The sequence below is a fragment of the Nocardia lijiangensis NBRC 108240 genome (genome assembly GCF_001613045.1).
Classification (GTDB): Bacteria; Actinomycetota; Actinomycetes; order Mycobacteriales; family Mycobacteriaceae; genus Nocardia; species Nocardia lijiangensis.
The window spans coordinates 18,464-38,663 of sequence record NZ_BDBP01000050.1 but is presented as its reverse complement, the minus strand read 5'-3'; the positions used below and the strand labels follow the sequence as shown (position 1 = coordinate 38,663).

Annotated in this window: 24 protein-coding genes; 7 read left to right on the top strand and 17 right to left on the bottom strand. The window is 68.2% G+C overall.

Features of this window, described 5'->3' with window-relative positions:
- Positions 1-50: 50 nt before the first annotated feature.
- The 8 genes from NL1_RS19625 to clpS all read right to left on the bottom strand — a co-directional run bounded on the left by NL1_RS19625 (position 51) and on the right by clpS (position 5,899).
- Positions 51-815 (bottom strand): cyclic nucleotide-degrading phosphodiesterase, encoded by a 765-nt coding sequence (locus tag NL1_RS19625; protein ID WP_084510771.1) that lies wholly within the window; start codon positions 813-815, stop codon positions 51-53.
- A gap of 204 nt (positions 816-1,019) precedes the next feature.
- Positions 1,020-1,739 carry a rhomboid family intramembrane serine protease gene (locus NL1_RS19620; RefSeq protein WP_084510764.1) on the bottom strand — a complete coding sequence of 240 codons (720 nt, stop codon included), beginning with the start codon at positions 1,737-1,739 and terminating at the stop codon, positions 1,020-1,022.
- Between the two features lie 102 nt (positions 1,740-1,841).
- Complete coding sequence (locus NL1_RS19615) at positions 1,842-2,804, bottom strand: PLP-dependent cysteine synthase family protein (protein ID WP_067841390.1); 963 nt, start codon at positions 2,802-2,804, stop codon at positions 1,842-1,844.
- A 4-nt stretch (positions 2,805-2,808) separates the two neighbouring features.
- A complete protein-coding gene (locus tag NL1_RS19610; protein ID WP_067841388.1) occupies positions 2,809-3,108 on the bottom strand; it encodes a MoaD/ThiS family protein in 300 nt (99 codons plus the stop codon).
- 37 nt (positions 3,109-3,145) lie between these two features.
- Entirely contained in the window at positions 3,146-3,568 is a 423-nt protein-coding gene (locus NL1_RS19605) for a M67 family metallopeptidase (RefSeq protein WP_067841386.1), read from the bottom strand.
- Positions 3,569-3,753: 185 nt separating this feature from the next.
- Complete coding sequence (locus NL1_RS19600; RefSeq protein ID WP_067841384.1) at positions 3,754-4,812, bottom strand: P1 family peptidase; 1,059 nt, start codon at positions 4,810-4,812, stop codon at positions 3,754-3,756.
- A 151-nt stretch (positions 4,813-4,963) separates the two neighbouring features.
- Positions 4,964-5,533, bottom strand: coding sequence for an oxidative stress transcriptional regulator AosR (aosR, locus tag NL1_RS19595; protein WP_067841431.1), 570 nt, complete (start codon positions 5,531-5,533; stop codon positions 4,964-4,966).
- 45 nt (positions 5,534-5,578) lie between these two features.
- On the bottom strand, positions 5,579-5,899 hold the full coding sequence (clpS, locus tag NL1_RS19590) for an ATP-dependent Clp protease adapter ClpS (protein ID WP_067841382.1): 321 nt from the start codon (positions 5,897-5,899) through the stop codon (positions 5,579-5,581).
- Between the two features lie 84 nt (positions 5,900-5,983).
- On the opposite strand from clpS, the gene NL1_RS19585 reads away from it, so the two are divergent.
- Positions 5,984-7,297 carry a nicotinate phosphoribosyltransferase gene (locus NL1_RS19585; RefSeq protein ID WP_067841429.1) on the top strand — a complete coding sequence of 438 codons (1,314 nt, stop codon included), beginning with the start codon at positions 5,984-5,986 and terminating at the stop codon, positions 7,295-7,297.
- 6 nt (positions 7,298-7,303) lie between these two features.
- On the opposite strand, the gene NL1_RS19580 is transcribed toward NL1_RS19585, so the two are convergent.
- A complete protein-coding gene (locus NL1_RS19580; protein ID WP_156094953.1) occupies positions 7,304-7,537 on the bottom strand; it encodes a hypothetical protein in 234 nt (77 codons plus the stop codon).
- Between the two features lie 102 nt (positions 7,538-7,639).
- Between NL1_RS19580 and NL1_RS19575 the strand changes: the two genes are divergently transcribed.
- From NL1_RS19575 to NL1_RS19560, 4 genes are all read left to right on the top strand, one after another.
- Positions 7,640-8,209 (top strand): nicotinamidase, encoded by a 570-nt coding sequence (locus NL1_RS19575; protein WP_067841379.1) that lies wholly within the window; start codon positions 7,640-7,642, stop codon positions 8,207-8,209.
- 155 nt (positions 8,210-8,364) lie between these two features.
- Positions 8,365-8,910: a DMP19 family protein gene (locus tag NL1_RS19570; protein WP_067841377.1), complete on the top strand. Its 546-nt coding sequence runs from the start codon at positions 8,365-8,367 to the stop codon at positions 8,908-8,910.
- Positions 8,911-8,942: 32 nt separating this feature from the next.
- Positions 8,943-10,991 carry an ATP-dependent DNA helicase gene (locus NL1_RS19565; protein ID WP_067841376.1) on the top strand — a complete coding sequence of 683 codons (2,049 nt, stop codon included), beginning with the start codon at positions 8,943-8,945 and terminating at the stop codon, positions 10,989-10,991.
- Between the two features lie 252 nt (positions 10,992-11,243).
- Complete coding sequence (locus tag NL1_RS19560) at positions 11,244-11,966, top strand: methyltransferase domain-containing protein (RefSeq protein ID WP_067841374.1); 723 nt, start codon at positions 11,244-11,246, stop codon at positions 11,964-11,966.
- 21 nt (positions 11,967-11,987) lie between these two features.
- Here NL1_RS19560 and NL1_RS19555 read toward each other — a convergent pair whose 3' ends face one another.
- The 5 genes from NL1_RS19555 to NL1_RS37735 all read right to left on the bottom strand — a co-directional run bounded on the left by NL1_RS19555 (position 11,988) and on the right by NL1_RS37735 (position 15,459).
- Complete coding sequence (locus NL1_RS19555) at positions 11,988-12,752, bottom strand: ESX secretion-associated protein EspG (RefSeq protein ID WP_067841373.1); 765 nt, start codon at positions 12,750-12,752, stop codon at positions 11,988-11,990.
- Positions 12,749-14,029, bottom strand: coding sequence for a PPE domain-containing protein (locus NL1_RS19550; RefSeq protein ID WP_067841427.1), 1,281 nt, complete (start codon positions 14,027-14,029; stop codon positions 12,749-12,751). The genes NL1_RS19555 and NL1_RS19550 overlap by 4 nt, the downstream gene beginning before the upstream one ends.
- Before the next feature lie 3 nt (positions 14,030-14,032).
- Complete coding sequence (locus NL1_RS19545) at positions 14,033-14,431, bottom strand: hypothetical protein (RefSeq protein WP_067841371.1); 399 nt, start codon at positions 14,429-14,431, stop codon at positions 14,033-14,035.
- Between the two features lie 36 nt (positions 14,432-14,467).
- Complete coding sequence (locus tag NL1_RS36710; RefSeq protein WP_084510762.1) at positions 14,468-15,046, bottom strand: DUF3558 domain-containing protein; 579 nt, start codon at positions 15,044-15,046, stop codon at positions 14,468-14,470.
- A gap of 143 nt (positions 15,047-15,189) precedes the next feature.
- A complete protein-coding gene (locus NL1_RS37735; RefSeq protein ID WP_156094952.1) occupies positions 15,190-15,459 on the bottom strand; it encodes a hypothetical protein in 270 nt (89 codons plus the stop codon).
- 945 nt (positions 15,460-16,404) lie between these two features.
- Between NL1_RS37735 and NL1_RS19535 the strand changes: the two genes are divergently transcribed.
- On the top strand, positions 16,405-16,584 hold the full coding sequence (locus NL1_RS19535; RefSeq protein WP_067841367.1) for a hypothetical protein: 180 nt from the start codon (positions 16,405-16,407) through the stop codon (positions 16,582-16,584).
- A 123-nt stretch (positions 16,585-16,707) separates the two neighbouring features.
- Complete coding sequence (locus tag NL1_RS19530) at positions 16,708-17,196, top strand: hypothetical protein (RefSeq protein WP_067841365.1); 489 nt, start codon at positions 16,708-16,710, stop codon at positions 17,194-17,196.
- 45 nt (positions 17,197-17,241) lie between these two features.
- Here NL1_RS19530 and NL1_RS19525 read toward each other — a convergent pair whose 3' ends face one another.
- The 3 genes from NL1_RS19525 to NL1_RS19515 form a co-directional block, all read right to left on the bottom strand.
- On the bottom strand, positions 17,242-18,876 hold the full coding sequence (locus tag NL1_RS19525) for a serine/threonine-protein kinase (protein WP_067841363.1): 1,635 nt from the start codon (positions 18,874-18,876) through the stop codon (positions 17,242-17,244).
- Positions 18,877-18,942: 66 nt separating this feature from the next.
- A complete protein-coding gene (locus NL1_RS19520; protein ID WP_218024456.1) occupies positions 18,943-19,581 on the bottom strand; it encodes a formylglycine-generating enzyme family protein in 639 nt (212 codons plus the stop codon).
- A 181-nt stretch (positions 19,582-19,762) separates the two neighbouring features.
- Entirely contained in the window at positions 19,763-20,158 is a 396-nt protein-coding gene (locus NL1_RS19515) for a RidA family protein (protein ID WP_067841360.1), read from the bottom strand.
- Between the last annotated feature and the right edge of the window lie 42 nt (positions 20,159-20,200).

Sequence of the window (20,200 nt, the reverse complement as noted above, 5' to 3'; positions counted from 1 at the left end):
CAGCCTAGTGGACGCGCACGACGCCGTCCGACCGCAACCCCGGCGACCCGTCAGATGTCGAAGGTCTCCCCCGGCGCGACCGCGTGCACCGGCCCGGTGAACTCGGCCTTGGCCTCCGCGATGACGTCCTCGCGCGAGGTCCACGGCGGAATGTGGGTCAGCAGCAGTTCCTTCACGCCCGCGCGGGCCGCGATCTGGCCCGCCTCGGTGCCCGAAAGGTGGATGCCCGGCGGACGATTCGCCGGATCGTGGGTCCAGGAGGCCTCCGACATCAAGATGTCGGCGCCTTGGGCCAGTTCCTGCACGGCGTCACACATCGCGGTGTCGCCGGTGTAGACGAAGGTGCGCCCAGCCTTGGTGGTGATGCGCAGGCCGTAGGACTCCGGCGGGTGGTACATCCGCCGCGCCACGACCGTGTGGCCGGGCCCGAACTCGATCTGCTCGCCCTCGGCCCACTGCCGCATGTCGATCACGTCGGACCAGTCGTCGCATTCGCCGCCGATCTCGGCCGAAGCGTTGCCGATGCGCAGCGCGGCGTCCGAGGGACCGCGCACGATGGCCCGGCCGACCGGCGGGGTCGGGTGGTAGCGCCGCCACACCAGCAGACCGGGGAGGTCGAGGCAGTGGTCCGCGTGCAGGTGGGTCAGGAAGATGTCGACCTCGCCGGGGTCGGCGTAGCGCTGCAGCGCACCGAGCACACCCGGGCCGAAATCGATGACGGTCGGATTCATATCCGGGCCGCTCAGCAGGTATCCCGACGCAGGGGAGTCCGGGCCGGACACACTGCCCGAGCACCCGAGGACGGTAAGGCGCATGCCCTCATGCTGCCACGACGAATTCTCGGTCACGAAACGATCCCCCAATATCTCCGACGGGCTGCGCTCGCACCGCAGTGCGCCAAGGATCCCCGCTCGATCCTTCCTACGGCGTCGACGTCCATTATCAGAGCGTACCCAGCGGCTGGGCGGCTCATGCGCCCCCCGCGAAATCATCCCCCCACCAAGAGATTCCGGGCGCCCTCAGACGGCCGCCCGCTCGGGCGAACGCCGTTGCCTCGGGGCGAGCAGCCACGCCGCGACGATACCGCCGATCGCACCGAAAAGGTGCCCCTGCCAAGAGATTCCGTCCTGTCCGGGCAGCACGCCCCACAGCAGCGAGCCGTACAACACCAAGACGGCGAGACCGAGCACTATCTGCCCGACCTGCTTGGTGAACCAGCCGCGCAGGATGAGGAAGGTGAGCCACCCGAAGACCAGCGAGGAGGCTCCGACGTGCACGGAGCCGTCGGCCCCGGTGAGCCAGGTGCCCAGCCCCGCGAGCACCCAGATGACGGCGGTGGCCGCCAGCCCGCGCCCGATCCCCGCCGCCAGGACGAGGAAGCCGAGGACGAGCACCGGCAGCGTGTTGCCGATCAGATGGTCCCAGCCGCTGTGCAGCAGCGGAGCCCAGAGCACGCCCCACAGACCGTCCGCCTCGCGAGGTTCGATTCCCCCGCGATCGAGCTGGCGGCTGTCGATGGCGTCGACGCCCTCGATGGCGTAGAGCAGCAGCACGAATCCGGTGATCAGCACACCGGCGCGCAGCCACAACTGCTTGACCGCCGCGAGGTTGCCCGCGCGCGGCACGGGCTTCGATCCCGGTGGCACCGCGCCCGGCGTTCCCGGATACGGAGTCCCCGAGCGCGCCCGCATGGCCGCGATCCGATCCGGGTCGAACGAGGGGCCGAGTCCGCCGGTCATGGCAACCTCCTGATCGATGCCACAGCTCGTTCTTCGAGCGTACCGACCCCGAGCCGCCGCCCGGCCCGCACAGCGGCCGCTATGTGCTCGGCGCCGCCGCGCTCACGCCCAGAGCTGACCTTCCAGCCGCTCCTCCGCTTCTTCCAGCGTTCCGTCGTAGGCGCCGGTCGACAGGTACTTCCAGCCGCCGTCGGCCACCACGAACGCGATGTCGGCCCGGGTGCCCGCCTTGACCGCCTTGCGCGCGACGCCGAGCGCCGCGTGCAGGATGGCGCCGGTGGAGATGCCCGCGAAGATGCCTTCCTCGAGCACCAGTTCGCGGGTGCGCTTGACCGCGTCGAACGGACCGACGGAGAAGCGGGAGGTCAGCACCGACTCGTCGTACAGTTCGGGAATGAAACCCTCATCGATGTTGCGCAAGCCGTAGACGAGTTCGCCGTATCGCGGTTCGGCCGCGACGATTTCGATGTTCGGGACCTTCTCGCGCAGGAAGCGTCCGGTGCCCATCAGGGTGCCCGTGGTGCCGAGACCCGCGACGAAGTGCGTGATCTCGGGCAGGTCGGCGAGCAGCTCCGGGCCGGTTCCCTCGTAGTGAGCGAGCGCGTTGGCGGGATTGCCGTACTGGTAAAGCATCACCCAGTCGGGGTTGGCCGCGGCGATCTCCTTGGCCTTGGCGACCGCCTGGTTGGACCCGCCCGCCGCGGGCGAATCGATGATCTCCGCGCCGAACATGGTGAGCAGCTGCCGCCGCTCCACCGAGGTGTTCTCCGGCATCACGCACACCAGCCGGTAGCCCTTGAGCTTGGCGGCCATGGCCAGCGAGATGCCGGTGTTGCCGCTGGTGGGCTCCAGAATGGTGCAGCCGGGACGCAGCAGACCGTCGGCCTCGGCCTGTTCGATCATGCGCAGCGCAGGCCGGTCCTTGATCGACCCGGTGGGGTTGCGGTCCTCGAGCTTGGCCCACAGCCGCACGTGGTTCTCGCCGTCCCACTGCGGGGACAGCGTGCGCAGGCCGACCAGCGGGGTGTTACCGAGGGTCGCGATCAGCGATTCGTAGCGCGCCACGGACTCAGCTGATCGCGTCGACGTGCGTCCGCGCGCCACCGGCGACCGCGGGCAGGATGGTGACGCTCGAGCCCGCGGGCACCTCGGCGGCCAGGCCGCCCGAGAAGCGCACGTCCTCGTCGTCGACATAGATGTTGACGAAGCGGTTCAGCTTGCCGTCCTTGAGCAGCCGCTCGGCCAGACCGGGGTGGTTGGCGTCGAGGTTCTGGATCAGCGCGGACAGCGTCTCGCCCTCGGCCTGCACCCGCTTCTCGCCTCCGGTGAGGCCGCGCATGATGGTCGGGATGGACACGGTTACCGACATGGGTTCTTTACTCCTCGGTTTTCGTCAGGGCTCGGGGTCAGGCGGTCTCGTAGGAGGCGACGATCCGCACCGGCTCCTCGGTGACCTCGCCGTCGAGGATCCGGTAGCTGCGCAGCTCGTGCTCTTCGGGGTCGCGGGTCGAGACCAGCACGTAGTGCGCGTTGGGCTCGGACGCGTAGGAGATGTCCGTGCGGCTGGGGTAGGCCTCGGTGGCGGTGTGCGAGTGGTAGATCACCACCGGCTCCTCGTCGGCCGCGTCCATCTCGCGCCACACCTTCAGCTGTTCGCCGGAATCGAAGCGGTAGAAGGTCGGCGAGCGTTCGGCATTCATCATCGCGACGAACCGCTCCGGCCGATCGGAGCCCTCCGGCCCCGCGATGACGCCGCAGGCCTCGTCCGGGTGGTCGGCGCGGGCATGCGCCACCATCGCCTCCACGAGGTCGGCTCTGATCACCAACACGAGTCAAACCCTTCCGCATAACTTCGCCGGCCGAACACAGCCGACAACGAGCCAGCCTATTCACCTATTCCCCCCGACTCACTCCCTGGTCCCGGTTTCCCCGGCTTGTTCGCACACAGTTTCTGGTCACCGATTCGGCGTGCCGAGCGGCGAGTCGGTGTGTCGAGCGCGAAAGGTGTGTGAGGTCAGTCCAGGAAGAGGTCGCTGTAGGTGGGGATGGCGGCGACGGGGGTGGCGGTGAGGATGGCGTCGAGGATGGCGCGTTCGACGCAGAGGGCGGCCGCGGTGCAGAGGGCGTCGAGGAGGAGTAGGTCGGCCGGGAAGGCGGGCGGAAGCGGGACGGCCGCGGGGCGGGCGGTGCCGGTGGACACGGCGAAGAGGGTGTCGCCGTCGAGTGGGGAGTGCGCGGGGCGGACCGCGCGGGCGAGACCGTCGTGCGCGGTGGCCGCCATCCGGCGGCATCCGGACGGCTCGAGCGGCGCGTCGGTGGCGACCACGCCGATCGTGGTGTTGAGAACGGTGCCTTTGACCGGCAACGCGTTCGCGCGGGCCAGACGCTCCGGCGCGGCCGGACGCAAGCCGGCGCGCTCGGGTCCGTCGGTGCCGGCTCCCCACGGCAACCCGGTGCGCGGATCGAACACCGACCCGACCGGGTTGGCCACCACCAGCGCGGCCACGGTGACACCCGCCGCAGGGCCGTCGCCCAGCACGAGGCTCGCGCTGCCGATGCCGCCTTTGATCGATCCGGCGCGCGCTCCGACGCCTGCGCCGACCGAGCCGCGCTCGAAATCGGCGGCCGCCGCTGCTGCGGCCCGGTAGCCGAACTCGGCGGTCGGCCGCACGTACCAGTCGCCGACCGGCAGGTCGAAGATCACCGCGCCCGGCACGATCGGCACCACCCGGTCGGCGTCGCCGGGGTCCATCGGAATGCCTTCGCCCTGTTCCTCCAGCCACCGCATGACACCGTCGGCGGCGGCGAGGCCGTACGCGCTGCCGCCGGTGAGCAGGATCGAATGGACCTGGCGAACGGTGTTGGCCGGGTCGAGCAGGTCGGTCTCGCGGGTGCCTGGCCCGCCGCCGCGCACGTCGACCGAAGCGACAGCGCCGCCGGGCGCGCGCACCACGGTGCAGCCGGTCGCCGCGCCCGAACCGAGGGTGGCGTCGGGATCGAGGGCGTGATGGTGCCCGACGAGCAGACCGGCGACGTCGGTGAGCGAATCGCGCGGACCCGGCACTGCGTTCATGCGCTGCCCTTCGGAGTTGCGGGACGATCCGCTCCATTCTGCGCGCGGGATCGTCGGGCCTACACGTTCAGGCTGTCCATACGACGTTCGACCAAGGCAGCCGTCAGGAGGCGCGGGCCGTCGGTGGCGATCAGCGTCCGAGCGGCGCCGATCAGGGCGCGAGCGCCTGCAACAGCGTGTCCTGCATCCAGGTCAGCCAGTGGTAGACGTCCAGGTGCGGACCGCGCGGATCGTCGGGATCGAGGTGGTCGGGCGTGTCGGCGTCGATCCCGAGCACCGTACCCAGCGCGAGCCGCACATCGGTGAGCGCGGTGAGCCACGCATCGGCCTGCTCCGGCGTGAGCACGACCTTGCCGCCGTCCGGCGGGACGGTGTCCAGTACCACCGAGCCCGCGGCGAGTTTGCTGTCGATGATTTCCGGCTCGTGCAGACCGCGCAGTGCGCTGTTCAGGCCGGCGCGCTCGGCATCGGGAGAACCGGGCTCGGCGCGATGGAAGTCCGGCAGCAACCGCAGCAGCCGCGGGTCGTCGGGCGGGCTGGTGTTGCCGGTACGCAGGCCGGTGAGCGCGGCGAGTTCGTCCTCGGGCGCGGACTGCGATCGCTCGGTGAGCAGGCCGGATACCGCTCCGACCAGGGAACGCAGGACTCCGGCCTCTCTCGCGTCCATCTCGGTCCGCAATTTGAGGCCGCTGAGTGAGTTCTTCCGGCTCCACTTACGCACGGCGCCTGCTCCATTCACGCACGAGCGCCAGGGTAGTCGTAGCGATCAGTCGTCCCGTTGCATGGTTGCCCACAGACCTGCCGCGTGGAGTCGGCGCACGTCGTGCTCCATCTTGTCGCGCGACCCGGACGACACCACGGCCTTCCCTTCGTTGTGCACCTGAAGCATCAATTCGGTCGCCTTGGCCTTGGTGTAGCCGAAAAGCTTCTGAAAGATGTAGGTGACGTAGTGCATGAGGTTGACCGGGTCGTCCCACACGACAGTCACCCACGGACGGTCCTCCGCCTCCAGGATCTCGGTGTACTCGACCGCTTCCGGAGTCGCCTGTGCCGCCGACAGCGTTGTGTTCGTTTCGCACAAGCTCATAACGTCCAGGGTACGACTCGACTCCGGAGATACAACACCCGCGCACCGCCCGTCGCGCGCGTCCCGCTGGTTACAGTGGCCGGTGTGGACCACCGCGACGACGTCGCCAGCACCGCGCTGCTGACCGATCAGTACGAACTGACCATGCTGGCGGCCGCGCTCGCCGACGGCTCCGCACACCGCACATGCACTTTCGAGGTGTTTGCCAGGCGCTTGCCGCACGGCCGCCGGTACGGTGTAGTCGCTGGAACAGGGCGGCTGATCGACGCGCTGACCACTTTCCGTTTCGGTGCATCGGAACTGGCGATCGCCGCCGCATTCCTGGACGACCGCACCCTGGACTGGCTGCGTGAATACCGCTTCACCGGCGATATCGACGGCTATGCCGAGGGAGAGCTGTACTTCCCCGGCTCCCCGATCCTGTCGGTGCGCGGCAGCTTCGCCGAGTGCGTCCTGCTGGAGACGCTGAGCCTGTCGATCCTCAATCACGACAGCGCGATCGCCTCGGCCGCGGCCCGCATGGTGAGCGCCGCGGCGGGCCGCCGGATGATCGAGATGGGCTCGCGGCGCGCCCACGAACTGGCCGCGCCTTCGGCATCCAGGGCCGCCTACCTCGCGGGCTTCGACGCCACCTCGAACCTCGAGGCGGTGCGCCGTTACGGCGTGCCCGGCGCGGGCACCAGCGCGCACGCCTTCACGCTGCTGCACAGCGCCGCCGACGGCGCGCACGAGGGCGCGGCCTTCCGCGGCCAGGTCGAGACGCTCGGCGTCGGCACCACCCTGCTGGTCGACACCTTCGACATCACCCGCGGCGTGGCCACCGCGATCGAGGTCGCGGGCACGGAACTCGGCGGGGTGCGCATCGATTCCGGCGATCTCGGCGTGCTGGCCAGGCAGGTGCGCGACCAGCTCGACGGACTCGGCGCGACGAAGACCCGCATCGTGGTCTCGGGCGACCTGGACGAGTACGCGATCGCCGCGCTGCGCGCCGAACCCGTCGACGTGTACGGCGTCGGCACCGCCGTGGTCACCGGATCGGGCGCGCCGACGGCGGGCATGGTCTACAAGCTGGTGGAGGTGGACGGACTGCCGGTCGCCAAGCGCAGCAGCCACAAGGAATCGCGCGGCGGCACCAAGAAGGCGGTGCGGCTGGCGCGCGGCACGGGCACCGTCGTCGAGGAGATCGTCTACCGGGCGAGCGGCCCCGAGCCCGCGACCGACGGCTTCGAGGCCCGTCAGCTGCTGGTCCCGCTGGTGCGCGAGGGCAAGCCGGTGGACGGGCTCGCGACATTGGCCGAGAGCCGCGCGCTGGTGTCGAGCGGGTTGGTCAGTCTGCCGTGGGAGGGCCTCAAGCTCTCCGACGGCGAGCCCGCGATCCCGACGACATTCATGAGCTGACCGGGTTCATTCTCCGGACAGTCCGCCGCCGGAGCGCCGCCCGATACCCGTGAAGGCGACGAGCGCCAGCACGACAAGTAGTGCGATCACCCCGACCGCCACCCCGCTGATCACCACCGAGAACCACTCGGCGCCCACCGGCCACTCACCGTCGGACGCGCCCAGCGCCAGCGAGAACCCGGTGTAGCCCACCGCCGTACCGAGAGACACCCCGGTTGCCAACTTGGCCGCAGGACTCATATCCACCTCCATGTCGAACCGATCCGCCCGGACAGCAGGGCGGCATGGAGTAATCACCGGCGGGGGTAGTCTTCGTTTACATCTCCCGAAAGGTGTCAGGGAATGAATCGGGCGTTGATCATCGTCGACGTGCAGAACGATTTCTGCGAAGGCGGTTCGCTCGCGGTCGGCGGGGGCGCCTCCGTCGCACGCCGCATCAGCGATCACGTGACCGCCAGTGACTACGCCGCCGTCGTGGCGACCCGCGACTACCACATCGATCCCGGCCCGCACTTCTCCGACGAACCGGACTACCTGGACAGCTGGCCGCCGCACTGCCGCGTCGGCACCCCCGGCGCCGACTTCCATCCGAACCTGGACACCGCGCCGATCCACGAGGTCTTCTCGAAGGGCGAATACACCGCCGCCTATTCGGGTTTCGAGGGCGCGGCCGCCGACGGCGCCCGCCTCGCCGAGTGGCTGCGCGCACACGACATCGACACCGTCGACATCGTCGGCATCGCCACCGATCACTGCGTGCGGGCCACCGCGCTGGATGCCAGGGCCGCCGGATTCGAGACGCGGGTCCTGCTCGGCCTGACCGCGGGCGTGGCCCCGGCGACCACGGAGAAGGCGCTCGGCGAGCTCCGCGCCGCGGGCGTCGAACTCGCGGGCGAGCTGCCCAGCCGATAGGCGTGCCGCGAGGGGCGTGGACCTGCTCCACCGCGCAAGCCCCGAGCCCCTGCTTCGCCTTCGCTCCGCCGACGCTGTGGACGGACATCCTGCCGGGTCGGCCAAGCGCCCTGCGGCGCGGCCGTGGACGGCCCCGCCCGTTAAGGTCCACCCCCGTGGACTACCGATTTCAGGCGAGCGCCCGCGCCGCCGTCGCCCGGGCACTGGCCGACGCCGAGGACATCGACCGCGCGGCGGACATCGCCTTCTGGTCCAACCCGGCGACCGAGGACCTGCGCGACGACCCGGTCCGGCGTCGCACCGCGCTGCCGCCCGCCTTCGCCAACCTCATGGTGCTCGCCTCGCTGAACGACCACGTCGACGCAGGCGGCTTCGGCCGCTTCCTCGCGCGGCGGGTCGACGACCTCCCCTGGGTACCCGGTGCACTGCGGGCCGCGGGGATGCCCCGGCTCGCGGCCGCGGTGGTCGTCGCCGGATACGAAGCGCTGGCGGAAACGCACGACGACGCCGACTTGGATCGGCTCTGGGACGACGAGTACGCCGTGCTCGACAACCCCGACCAGATCAGGCAGCCGCGGGACAACACGAGAAAGAACCGGGCGGACGCACTCTACGACGCCAACGAGCCCGCTGATTTCCAGCAACGCGTGCTGGAGTATGCGCGCGCCAACCTCGACGACTTCGTCCGGCCCGACCGGTGAACGGTGTCGGTGCCGCGCAGTAGGCTGCACGCGTGCCCGAACTGCCCCCAGTCTCCGACCTTTTGGCCTCCGCCGTGCACGCGCTGGGCGGCAAGGAGCGCACGGGGCAGGTGACGATGGCGACGGCCGTCGACCACGCGATCGACACCAAGGAGCATCTGGCCGTGCAGGCCGGGACAGGCACCGGCAAGTCGCTGGCCTACCTGGTGCCGAGTTTGCGGCACGCGGTGCGCACCGGGCGGACGGTGGTGGTCTCGACCGCGACGATCGCGTTGCAGCGTCAGCTGGTCGATCGCGACCTGCCCCGCCTGGCCGACGCGCTGGCCAAGCCGCTCGGCAGGCCCGCCCGCTTCGCGATCCTCAAGGGCCGCAACAACTATCTGTGCCTCAACAAGATCAACAGCGCCATTCCCGACGAGCCCGCCGAGGCCGAGCTGTTCGACGCGTTCGCCATCTCCCGCCTCGGTCGCGAGGTACAGCGCCTCAACGATTGGGCCTCCAACACCGAGACCGGCGACCGCGACGAGCTCGCGCCCGGCGTCACCGACCGCGCCTGGCGTCAGGTCAGCGTGTCCTCCCGGGAGTGCCTCGGCAAATCGCGCTGCCCGTTCGGCCAGGACTGCTACGCCGAACGCGCCCGCGCCGAGTCGGCCCAGGCCGACGTGGTGGTGACCAACCACGCACTGCTGGCCATCGATGCCATCAGCGGCATCCAGGTGCTGCCCGAGCACGACGTCGTGGTCATCGACGAAGCGCACGAACTGGTCGACCGGGTCACCGGCGTGGCGACCGCCGAGCTGGCACCGGCCGCGATCAGCGCCGCCGCCCGCCGCTGCGCCAAACTCGTCGACGAGCGCGAGGTGGACCGGCTGGAGGGCGCGGCCGAAGCCTGGCATCAGATCCTCGACGAGCTGCCTGCCGCCCGCTGGGACGTCATGCCCGACGGCGTCGCCCAGGCGCTGGCCCTGGTGCGCGATGCCGCGTGGAACGCCCGCACCGAACTCGCGCCGCCCGGCAGCGGCACCCCGCAGGGTGATCCGGACACCGTGGCCGCCCGAACCATGGCGCTTGCCGCGATCGACGAGGTGCACGACAGCGCCGTCCGCGCGCTCAGCGCGTTCGACGAGCCCGACCCGGCATCCCGGCGCGACGTCATCTGGCTGGCGGCCGAGGACGCGCGCGGCGGCGTGCCGCGCAAGACGCTGCGCATGGCGCCGCTCTCGGTGGGCGGACTGCTGCGCTCGCGGCTGTTCGGCACCGCCACCGTGGTACTCACCTCGGCCACGCTGCAGATCGGCGGATCCTTCGACGGGCTCGCGGTCACCTGGGGCCTGCCCGCCCAGTCCGCGAACCGCCCCGACACCGCAACGGCCAACGGCGCGCAGGCGCCTTCGGACGCCGAGACCGTGCGCTGGAGTTCCCTCGACGTCGGCTCGCCCTTCGACCACGCCAAGTCGGGCATCCTCTACGTCGCCAAGCATCTGCCGCCGCCGGGCCGCGACGGCCTGCCGCCCGCCTACCTCGACGAGATCGAGCGCCTGATCGATGCGGCGGGCGGGCGAACCCTCGGCTTGTTCTCGTCGATGCGCGCCGCCCGCGCCGCCACCGACGCGCTGCGCGACCGCTTGAACACCCCGGTGCTGTGCCAGGGCGAGGACTCGACGGGCGCGCTGGTGCGCAAGTTCGCCGACGACCCGGAGACGTCGTTGTTCGGCACCCTGTCGCTGTGGCAGGGCGTCGACGTGCCGGGCCCGTCGCTGAGTCTGGTGATCCTGGACCGCATTCCGTTCCCCCGCCCGGACGACCCGCTGCTCGCGGCGCGGCAGCGGGCGGTCGAATCCCGCGGCGGCAACGGCTTTCTCACCGTCGCGGCCAATCACGCGGCGCTGCTGCTCGCCCAGGGCACCGGCAGGCTGCTGCGCAGCGTCGACGACCGCGGCGTCGTCGCCATCCTCGACTCCCGGCTGGCCACCGCCCGCTACGGCGGCTACCTGCGCGCCACCCTCCCGCCGTACTGGGAGACCGCCGACCCAGAGGTGGTCGTGAAGGCGCTGAAACGGTTGACCGCGAACGCGGGCTGATCGCGAATCACGGTCGCCGACCTGTGATTGTGCACCTTGTTCACAGCCTGTGATACCGCCCACATTGGCCGCAATTGGTTCCGTGCGGAAGTAAATTGGGCCTTGGTACTTCGGTGGACCCCAATTCCCACACCGGATGTATCGGCGATCCCCGCGCCACGCCCCTGCACGCGGCGCGGGGATATCGCAAAAGCCCTTCCTCGGCGCAAAATTCGGTGTCGCTGTCCAGCCGGCGCATGAGACGGTTTCCCGATGAAGCACCCCACCGAAACCGACGCTCTCGGTGAATTCCTGGTCAGCGCAAGATCTTTGGCCGAATATCGCGCCATCTTCGAGCTCACCCCCACCGACCTGCGCGGCCGCATACTCGACTGCCCCGGCGGCGCAGCGAGTTTCGCCGCCGAAGCCGCCGAACTCGGCGCCCAGGTCACCGCCACCGACCCGGTCCACGCCAAGCCTGCCGCCGAACTACGCGAACTCGCCCGCACCGAGACCGAACGCGCAAGCGCCTATGCCGGAGCCCATCGAGACCGCTACCGCTGGGACTTCTACGGCAGCCCGGACCGCCACCAGAGCATCCGGCTCGCCGCCGCCACCCGCTTCGGCGACGACCTGCTCGCCAACCCCGACCGCTACGTCGCCGCCCAGCTCCCCGCACTCCCCTTCCCCGACAACAGCTTCGACCTCGCGCTCAGCTCACACCTGCTGTTCAGCTACACCGACCGCCTGGACGCCGACTTCCACCTCGCCGCCCTCCTCGAACTCTCCCGCGTCACCACCGGCGAAACCCGCCTCTACCCTCTCGTCGACCACACCGGCCATCCCCAGGACGACCTCGTCGCCCACCTCCGAAAGAAACTCCACGACAAGGGCATTCCCACCGCACTCCGCCCCACGCGTTACGAATTCCACCGCGGGGCGACCACGATGCTGGTCCTGCAACCGAACCAGGCGCGAGTTCGGACCCACCCCTGAGATCGGCGCAGGCTCGGTCGCTCACCAGCTCCGGGAAACCGGGCGATGCGCTTGAATCAAATGCTGGAGCTGCCGCTGGATCTCCTCGGCCGTACCGGGACTCAGCGTGAATTCGTCGTTGTCGTGGCTGTGCAACAGATATCGACCGTCGGCGGGCAAGTAGTCCATCCAGTGGAAACCACGGCCGTCCGTGGTCGGCCTCGCATCAATGGCGCCACCGCGGAAGACGTTGATCTCGCCGAGCCCCGAACGCGGCCGGTGCACGATCCGGCGAGCTTCCTCGGTGTAGGAAGCCGGACGCTGCCCGTGCGATGAGCGATTCACCTCCGACCGCCGCGCCGTGACCGGACGCAACTGTCCCGCGGCACATTTCGGTAGCGCCGTAACGACATGCGCGGCTACGCCCCGCGATGGGCACACCGTCACTGTGATGTCTCGCCCATAGTTCTGGCTCGGCCCTGGCTGTTGCACCGCCACGGTCGCGGTGTCGCCGACGATCCCGGCGTGCACCCGGATCACCTGCTCGAAGTCACGCCCGTAGAAACCGTGTACCTCGACCCGAATCTGCGGCTCCAGCAACACATTCAACGCGTCGAACAATTCACGTCCCGCAAAGCCCGAGATCTCGCGCGCCGTCTGCATGCGGAGCCGCTGGTAATCCTCCGCACCTTCGATGCTCGGGTCGTCCACGAGAACACGCAGCGGATAAGGCAACCGGTCCCGGCCGAAAGCCTCGACCGCCAGCTCGAACATCAAACCGCTCAAACGCCAACGCTGTTCGTTCATGCACCGATCACCCCACCCGGCGGCAGCGCGGGCGGCTGCGTGCCGAGCAATTCGTCACCATGGTCATAGATCAAATAGTCGGGCGTCTTGTGCTCATCGTCGTCGTCGCCCTTTCCCCGAGCGGCAGGCGCACCCATGCCGGGCATGCCTGCCCTTCCGGTGCCCGTCGGGCGACTGTTGGCCAACCCACCCGTCGGCCCCGACTGCCCTGGGACATTCCCGCCCGGCACCGACCGCCCCGGCGACGGGATCGTAGGCACGCCAGGAGAGCCGGGCCCCGGGCCCGGCGACGAGGGCGTTGGCAGACCCGTATTCGGCAGCTTGGTATCGGGAACCGTCGCGGCAGGCGTGGTCGAGGCCGGTGTGGTCGACGTCGGATCGGTCGGAGTCGTGCTCTGCGGAGTCGTGCTCTGCGGGTCGTCCGTCGTCGGGTCCTCGGGCGTATCCGTGGGCTTCGGCTCGTCGGTCCCCGGATCACCAGGGCCGGGACCAGGGCCCGGCCCTGGACCGGGGCCGGGACCAGGGCCTGGACCGGGCACGTCCTTCTTGTTGTCTGTCGTGCTGGAGGGTTCGGGGAGGATGGGCGTGTTCTTGTCCACGTCCTTCGCGCCGGGCATGTAGTACGTCTTCATGACATACCGCGCCTGGTTCTCCGCTTCCTCGGCGCGATACGAGGGGCCCTTCACGACATTCTGGAACGGGATGGCGTCGATGATCTTGTCGCCGACGGTGAGGTTGTCCGGCTTGCCAACCGAAGCCTTCGCCTGTTCGAGGTGGCCCTCGATGAGATCCAATCCGTGGCCGACCATTTGGAAAGATGCGGCGAGCTGAGTGAATGTCGTGGCGAACTGGCGGGTGGCCTCGACGGCCTTGGTTCCCGATTTGCCGTTCCACTTCTCCTCGATGGACTTCTCGACTGCGGTCTTGAACTCGTCGACCGCAGCGCGAGAGTCGCGGCTCAAGTCACGCCAACCGTTCGCCTTGCTGTTTATCTCACTGTGGTTGACACCCTCGAGTGCGTTGTAGATGTCCTCGTGTGACATGGTGTCGAAAGGGTCATCGACCTTGATGACCGTGTCCGCGAACCGCGAGTTGTTGTACTCGGCCAGCAATCCCGCCCATTCACTGTTGACGATCTGCCGATCCTGACCCCACTTGGTGTCTTCTTGCTTTTCGCGATTCTTGTCGTCACGTTCGTTTCTGCCCGCATCCAGGATCGAATCGCCGACGATGCCGGTCACGCCGAAGGCGTACTTCCAGTCTTCGAAAGCAACCATCACTCACCACTCCTGGCCCTGCTGCGAGAGCTGCTGCGCATTCGCTTGGTCGGTCTCGGACAGTGTCTTTGCCGCCAGCTCGTAGGTCTCTTTCATCAGCGTCAGTACTTCGATGCTTTGCCCGAGCCGCGTGACCGCTGCGTCATCACCGCCCAGCGCCTTGGTAGAAAACTTGTCTTGCAATGCCTTTGCCGAACTCAAAGTGCCGAATCCACCCAAGTAGGAGAGCAATCGCGCCTGGACTACGAGCACATCGAGCGCCTTGATCATCTTCTCAGCGTGGCCGGCCAGTTCTCGACCGATCTCGGCATCCATCCGCAACTCACCGGATTCAGCCTGTTGCTTCAAAGTCTTCCACTGCGCCGACTGCAGTTGCATCTGAGCCCCAGGTTCGTCACTCACCTGATTGGTCCTCTCTACTGAACACTTCCACCAAATTCAGTTCGGCAGAAAGGGCTCGATCGCCTTCGCATGACGTATAGCGAGATCGCATGGGGGTGCCTGAGATATCGACTTTCGCTCGCTGTAGTGCCACGCGACAACAACGTTGAACATGCCGTCCTGGGATGGCATGCTGACGTAACAGATCAGCTGGTCGGGGTCCGTCTTGTCTCGATACGTAAGGCCCGACCGAGCGCCGATCGTGACCGGCTGGAAGTCGGTGACCGTTTCATTTCTACGAACATCCTCTTGCGGGCGGGTTGACGATGCTACCGAAACCTGATAAGGCCCCTCGGTCGATCTCCACTGGCAGATCCGCCATGCAGCGGGACCCGTCGGAGGGTCTGTGACAGTGTCCTTGGAACCCGGATCAACCTTGATAGCCCGCAACGCATCGGCCGACAACTCGGTGCACGGATTGAACTTCACCGACCGCTCACCATTGGTCGGACTCCCCGCCCCCTCGGTACGCGCATTCCCATCCACCACCGACGAGCACCCAACCACAGCCCCCACCAACGCAACCCCGGCGAACAACGCCACCAAACCCCTCGAACTCACAGCGCTCGCTCGCATGATTCTCCTGATGCTCGATGCGGAGCACCCAGCCAGCAGTTCGACGCGCCGGATCCCCCTCGGTTGCCGCTCAGCTTATCCGACCGCAACCAAGCGACCAACAGCTCACGAGAGCGGCGCTTCCCCGCCACCACTGCCGCTGATCATGGTGTGTCGGGCTCTTTGTCGAGCGGAGGACGATAGCGCGGGTCTTGTTCGATCGCCGCCCGGAATCGGGCGTGAGCTTGGACGAAGGCGAACCTCTCGTCATAGATGGGGCGGTAGGTCACCCGCTGGGCACTCTTGTTGGCCAGGTGAAAGAACAACACCAGACCCAGAAGCGAACCCGGGAACAGTGCGAGGACCAGCGGGATGAGCAGAGGATCGATGTTCGCCACGCTGACCACCACCACAGCGACGAGATTGGCGGCCATCAGCAACAGCAGTGAGCGGGCGAGCCAGCGGTATCGCCGGGCGGTGCGGACGCATCGGTCACAGACGGGCCACTCGCCGACGAGAATCGTCGAAACAGGCGCGATTTCGCTGCTTCCCGTCCGCAAGGCCTTGCCGATACCTCGTTCGGCCGCTGTGCGATGAAACCGGGGATGCAGGTCGGTGTCGTAGAAACAGGCTCGCACGTGGCTTCGCGACACCGCCGGACGGCCATGCCCGGGACACACGTCGGGCAGCGGTTGCGCGACTTCCAGTTCGAGTGGTTCGACGCGTAGCGGAGGGTCCTTCTTCATCCAGAGGGCACGGGTATTCGGCAACGGGTCCCGGCACCGGCGCAGCCGGATCGTCACATCGTTCTCGTGTGTCCACGGCCGCTGGTACACCATCGGAGCAGGCGGTAGCGGGTCCGCTTCGAAGTCACCACTATTGGGGCGGTACTGGTCACCGATCAAGCGGTCACCGATCATTCTCAGTCGTCTCACTGGAGCCGGCCCCGTTGGTTACGTTCCTGGTCCGCCGCCTTGTCGATGCCATCCGGGGTGACCTTGAATTCGTAGGACATTCTCTGACTTCCTGTGAGGTCGGGCGAGAACCGGCCTGTTCCGGCGAAGGCCCGTACATTGCGGCCGGAACGCTGGCGAGTCGGACGCTGCGGCTGAGCGGCCGATCGCTGCGACACCTCGAATCGGCGCCAGCAGGGAGAGACGTGAGTCCGCAAACCGGATTTCGGTGCCAGGGTGGACTTCTCGGACTAGTGGGGCAGCGACAGCTCAATGGCAGTAGAGCGGACCAGCCACGGATTTGGACGCGGAGCCGGACTACCTCGGGCGCCTATCTGCCCCACCGTCGAGTTGACAGTCCACCCCGCCACTGCAGTCACCCCCTAGTGATCCGCCGAAAGCGTACTCCACGTCCAGAATTCGGCCGTGGGAACGGCGTCGAATGATCAGCGGATCGCCCGCGACTCGGTGAAGGTTTCCATGCTGATCGTTAAAATGCTTGCGGCACTGAAGGATATGGGTCCCTTCAAAGACGCCCTCACGGCCGTCATCACCGGGATCGCGGAAGACTCGGCGAAGGGACAGCCGCAACCGCAACCTGCCTAGCCGGAGTCGAACCGCTGGTCGGTGCATGAGAGGAAGATCGCTGTGCGTAAACAGCATTCGGATGAGGCGCGGCTGGATCGCGCGGCAGACGGTCTACCGGGTGGTCCGCGGAACAGGTGGAGGATGTTGCCTACCGCACCGCCGGACCCGCTCGCGGCCTATCGTCCGGAGCCGGGCCCGACGGGCATCCGGGTCGATGCCCAGTACTATCGGCCGTGGCCGCTGGCTTTCGCCTACGGCTCGACCGGTCCTCGAATCCTGGTGAACGGCAACGAAATACCGGATACCAGCTGGGGTGAGACGCACATCCCCGCCCAGCCCGGTCGCTATACGGTGGAGGTCCGTACTCGGCGGCCAGCGGCATGGGTGCGGTGGACCATCAACCGGGTGTGGTGGGAGGACATGGGGCAGGCGGTGGTCGAGGTGCCGGTGCATCCCGGCGCGCAGACGCCGGTTTACTACCGGTCGCCTGGTCTCCAGTACTACCAGGGTGTGATCGGCGCGGAGCCGAAACGCTGGCCCGCGCTCAACTGGATGCGTTTCAGCTGGGTGATCGTGGCGTTGTTCGCGGCAATGATCGTCGCGGGTGTCGTGGTGTATCTCGGAAGGTGATCCCGGGCGGCCAGGAGGTATGAACCACATCCCGAGGGTGCCTGGTTACGGCGCCGAGAGCGGCGCTTCCCGCCACCATTTCCGCACACCGTCCAGGTCGAGGTGGAGGGAACCTTCCATGCTGTGGGTGTACATGAGAAGGGTTTCGCGGTCGGCGTCGCCGGTGAAGACAGTGACGATGCGGGTGTAGGTGAAGCCGCTGTCCTGGCGGTCGAGGGTGTAGTTGGTGTAGGTCTTCGAGCCGTGTGCGTCCTCGGAGCGCTTGTTGGCGGGGAGACTCGCGACAACCGCGCGAGCGTCGGCGGCGGAGGGGTACCGGTAGAACTCGTAGTAGGGCGGGTTGAGGCTCTTGGGGCCGACGCCGTCGCCGCTGTAGCAGAGCCAGACTTCGGCCCAATTGCCGAAGTTCGGGCGCTGTTGCAGGTTGGAGGTTTCCACGATCTGGGTGGTTCGTTTGTCGCACCGTGCGTTGCGGAAGCCGGCGCCGAAGCGCTCGGCGGGCACCATGCCGGGAAATTCCTGGTGGATGAGGTCGACGTCGGCGGAGCTCTTCGAGCTGGTGAGCACCACCGCGACGACGACACCGCCGATGGCGAGAACCGCGACGGCGCATAGGACGGCGAGAAGCACGAGTGGCGAGCGCCGTTGCCGCGGTGCGCCCATGGGCATCATGCCGCCGTGCGAAGCTCCGACCGGCCGGTGTGCCATCGGCGCCGGAGGGGCATGTCCGTACCCCATCGGCGCTGGAATGCTCTGTGGCAGAACGGGTGTTGACGCAACCCGCCCGTGCGGCACGGGCGCGGCCGCGAAGTACGGCCGGGGCGGTGTCATCGCCGCACCTCCGGTCCACACTCCGGCCAGCGCCTGCCGCGCCGCTTCGGCGAATTCCAGACAATTGCCGAATCTTTCGTCGGCGCGCTTCGACAACGCCTTCGCCAGGACACCGTCCAGCGCAGGAGGCAGCCCGTGGCGAATGCTGCTCAGCGGGGGCGGCGGCTGTTGTAGGTGGCCTTGGATGACGACCGCCGGATTGGCGGATTCGAACGGCACCACGCCCGCCAGCAGCCAGTACAGCGTGCAGGCCAGCGAGTACTGGTCGGTGCGGCCGTCGAGCGGCGCGCCGGTGAGCTGTTCCGGGGAGGCGTAGGTGAGCGTGGCGGTGAAGGTGCCGGTCTGGGTGAGGTGGCCCGCGTCGTCACGCAAACGCGCGATGCCGAAGTCGGTGAGTAAAACCCGCTCCTGGTCCATGCCCGCGCGAGCCAGCAGAATGTTGGCGGGTTTGACGTCGCGGTGCAGGATGCCCATGCCGTGCGCATAGTCCAGCGCCTTGGCGGTTTCGGCGACGATCCGGACGGCGCGGTCGGGCGCGAGCGAGTTCGGTTCGACCTCGGCGGCATCGGAACCGTCGACATATTGCATCGAGATCCACAGCTGCGAATCCTCGACCCCACGGTCGTAGACGGTGACGATGTTCGGGTGGTCCAATTGCGCGACGAGATCGGCTTCGCGCTCGAATCTGGCCCGAATCTCGTTGTCGGCGAACATCTCCCGGTTCAGCAGCTTCAGCGCGGTACGCCGCGGCAGCCGAGGATGCTTGGCGAGATACACCGAGCCCATCCCGCCGCGACCGAGCTGCCGTTCGATGACGTAGCCCGCGAAGACCTCCCCCTCGTGCAGCATGCCGCCCCCTCCTTCGTCCGTCGACCGGCAAGCGAGCCGATGCTAGTGCACCCGGCACGGACGCGACTACCTGGACCGGGCGACCCGGAACCCCACATCATCGATCCGAAACGTCGGGTGACTCCGCCGCCGCACCGACGCACGGCAACTCCAGTGCTGATCGGACCACCCGCCCCCGCGCAACACCCGGTACTCCCCGTACACCTCGGCGTCGTAGACGTCCCAGCACCAATCCCAGGTGTTGCCGAGCATGTCGTACAGCCCCCAGGCATTGGGCGATTTCCCGCCGACCTCGTGCACGTGCCCGCCGGAATTGTCGCGATACCAGGCGATCTCGTCGAGGTCGCCGTAGCGAGGACCGGAAGTTCCGGCGCGGCAGGCGAATTCCCATTCGGCCTCAGTGGGCAACCGATACCCCGCTGCGGAGACATCCCATTCCACGGCGGGCCCGTCCACGCGATAGACGGGCGCGAGCCCCTCCCGTTCCGAGAGCGCGTTGCAGAAGCCGATCGCGTCGGCCCACGAAACGCCTTCCACCGGAAGCCGATCCCCCGCAACAGAGCTCGGCCGCAGACCGGTGACCGACGCGTACTGCGCTTGCGTGACGGCGACCGAGCCGATCCGGTACGGCGCGAGCTCGACCGACCAGCTCTTCTCGGTGCGCCGGTCCGACAACGTCACCCGGCCTGCCGCGACGGCCACCAGCTCGATACCCACGCTCACGAACATTCGATCCTAGTGGGCTCAGCCGGACGGAGTCCGTCGGCCGCAGCGCAGTCGAAGCCTATGGGCGCAGCCGGACATACTCCGTCGATACGCTCGCGGCATGGCCGCAGCGAGAGCCCAGGCCGGGCGGACACGCACGGCACCCGCCCGGCCCCGCGACTCAGCCCCGCACCGCCAGCGCGTCCACCTCGAAGAGCATGCCGGGCAGCGCCAGCGCCGCGACCCCGAGCAGCGTCTGCGTCGGCGGCCGCTCGCCCCAGATCTCGGCGATCTTCTTGCCCAGCACCGTGAGCTTGTCCAGGTCGTGCTCGACGATGAAGGTGCGCAGCTGGGCCACGTCCGCGTAGTCCAGCCCCGCCGAGCGCAGGGCGATGCCGAGGTTGGCGAAGGCCCGGTCCACCTGGCCCGCGAAGTCCGCGGTGGTGGTGTGCCCTTCGGCGTCGGAGTCGTACTGGCCTGCAATGAGGACCAGCTCGCCGGACACCCGCGCGACGTGGCTGTAGCCGAATCCGGTCGGGTCGTGCAGTTCGGCGGGGTTGCTGATCTCGATGGTCATCTGTCTCTCTCCTGAATCTCTACTCGGGCCGCACCTAGAAGA

Coding starts and splice junctions, on each gene's coding strand:
- clpS (WP_067841382.1), bottom strand. CDS start 5,899: ATGAGCTTGTGCGAAACGAACACAACGCTGTCGGCGGCACAGGCGACT.
- NL1_RS19560 (WP_067841374.1), top strand. CDS start 11,244: ATGAAGCACCCCACCGAAACCGACGCTCTCGGTGAATTCCTGGTCAGC.
- NL1_RS19620 (WP_084510764.1), bottom strand. CDS start 1,739: ATGACCGGCGGACTCGGCCCCTCGTTCGACCCGGATCGGATCGCGGCC.
- NL1_RS36710 (WP_084510762.1), bottom strand. CDS start 15,046: ATGCGAGCGAGCGCTGTGAGTTCGAGGGGTTTGGTGGCGTTGTTCGCC.
- NL1_RS19610 (WP_067841388.1), bottom strand. CDS start 3,108: ATGTCGGTAACCGTGTCCATCCCGACCATCATGCGCGGCCTCACCGGA.
- NL1_RS19625 (WP_084510771.1), bottom strand. CDS start 815: ATGCGCCTTACCGTCCTCGGGTGCTCGGGCAGTGTGTCCGGCCCGGAC.
- NL1_RS19530 (WP_067841365.1), top strand. CDS start 16,708: ATGTTGCCTACCGCACCGCCGGACCCGCTCGCGGCCTATCGTCCGGAG.
- NL1_RS19525 (WP_067841363.1), bottom strand. CDS start 18,876: ATGCTGCACGAGGGGGAGGTCTTCGCGGGCTACGTCATCGAACGGCAG.
- NL1_RS19600 (WP_067841384.1), bottom strand. CDS start 4,812: ATGAACGCAGTGCCGGGTCCGCGCGATTCGCTCACCGACGTCGCCGGT.
- NL1_RS19550 (WP_067841427.1), bottom strand. CDS start 14,029: ATGGTTGCTTTCGAAGACTGGAAGTACGCCTTCGGCGTGACCGGCATC.
- NL1_RS19515 (WP_067841360.1), bottom strand. CDS start 20,158: ATGACCATCGAGATCAGCAACCCCGCCGAACTGCACGACCCGACCGGA.
- NL1_RS19555 (WP_067841373.1), bottom strand. CDS start 12,752: ATGAACGAACAGCGTTGGCGTTTGAGCGGTTTGATGTTCGAGCTGGCG.
- NL1_RS19575 (WP_067841379.1), top strand. CDS start 7,640: ATGAATCGGGCGTTGATCATCGTCGACGTGCAGAACGATTTCTGCGAA.
- NL1_RS19580 (WP_156094953.1), bottom strand. CDS start 7,537: ATGAGTCCTGCGGCCAAGTTGGCAACCGGGGTGTCTCTCGGTACGGCG.
- NL1_RS37735 (WP_156094952.1), bottom strand. CDS start 15,459: ATGGCCGCCAATCTCGTCGCTGTGGTGGTGGTCAGCGTGGCGAACATC.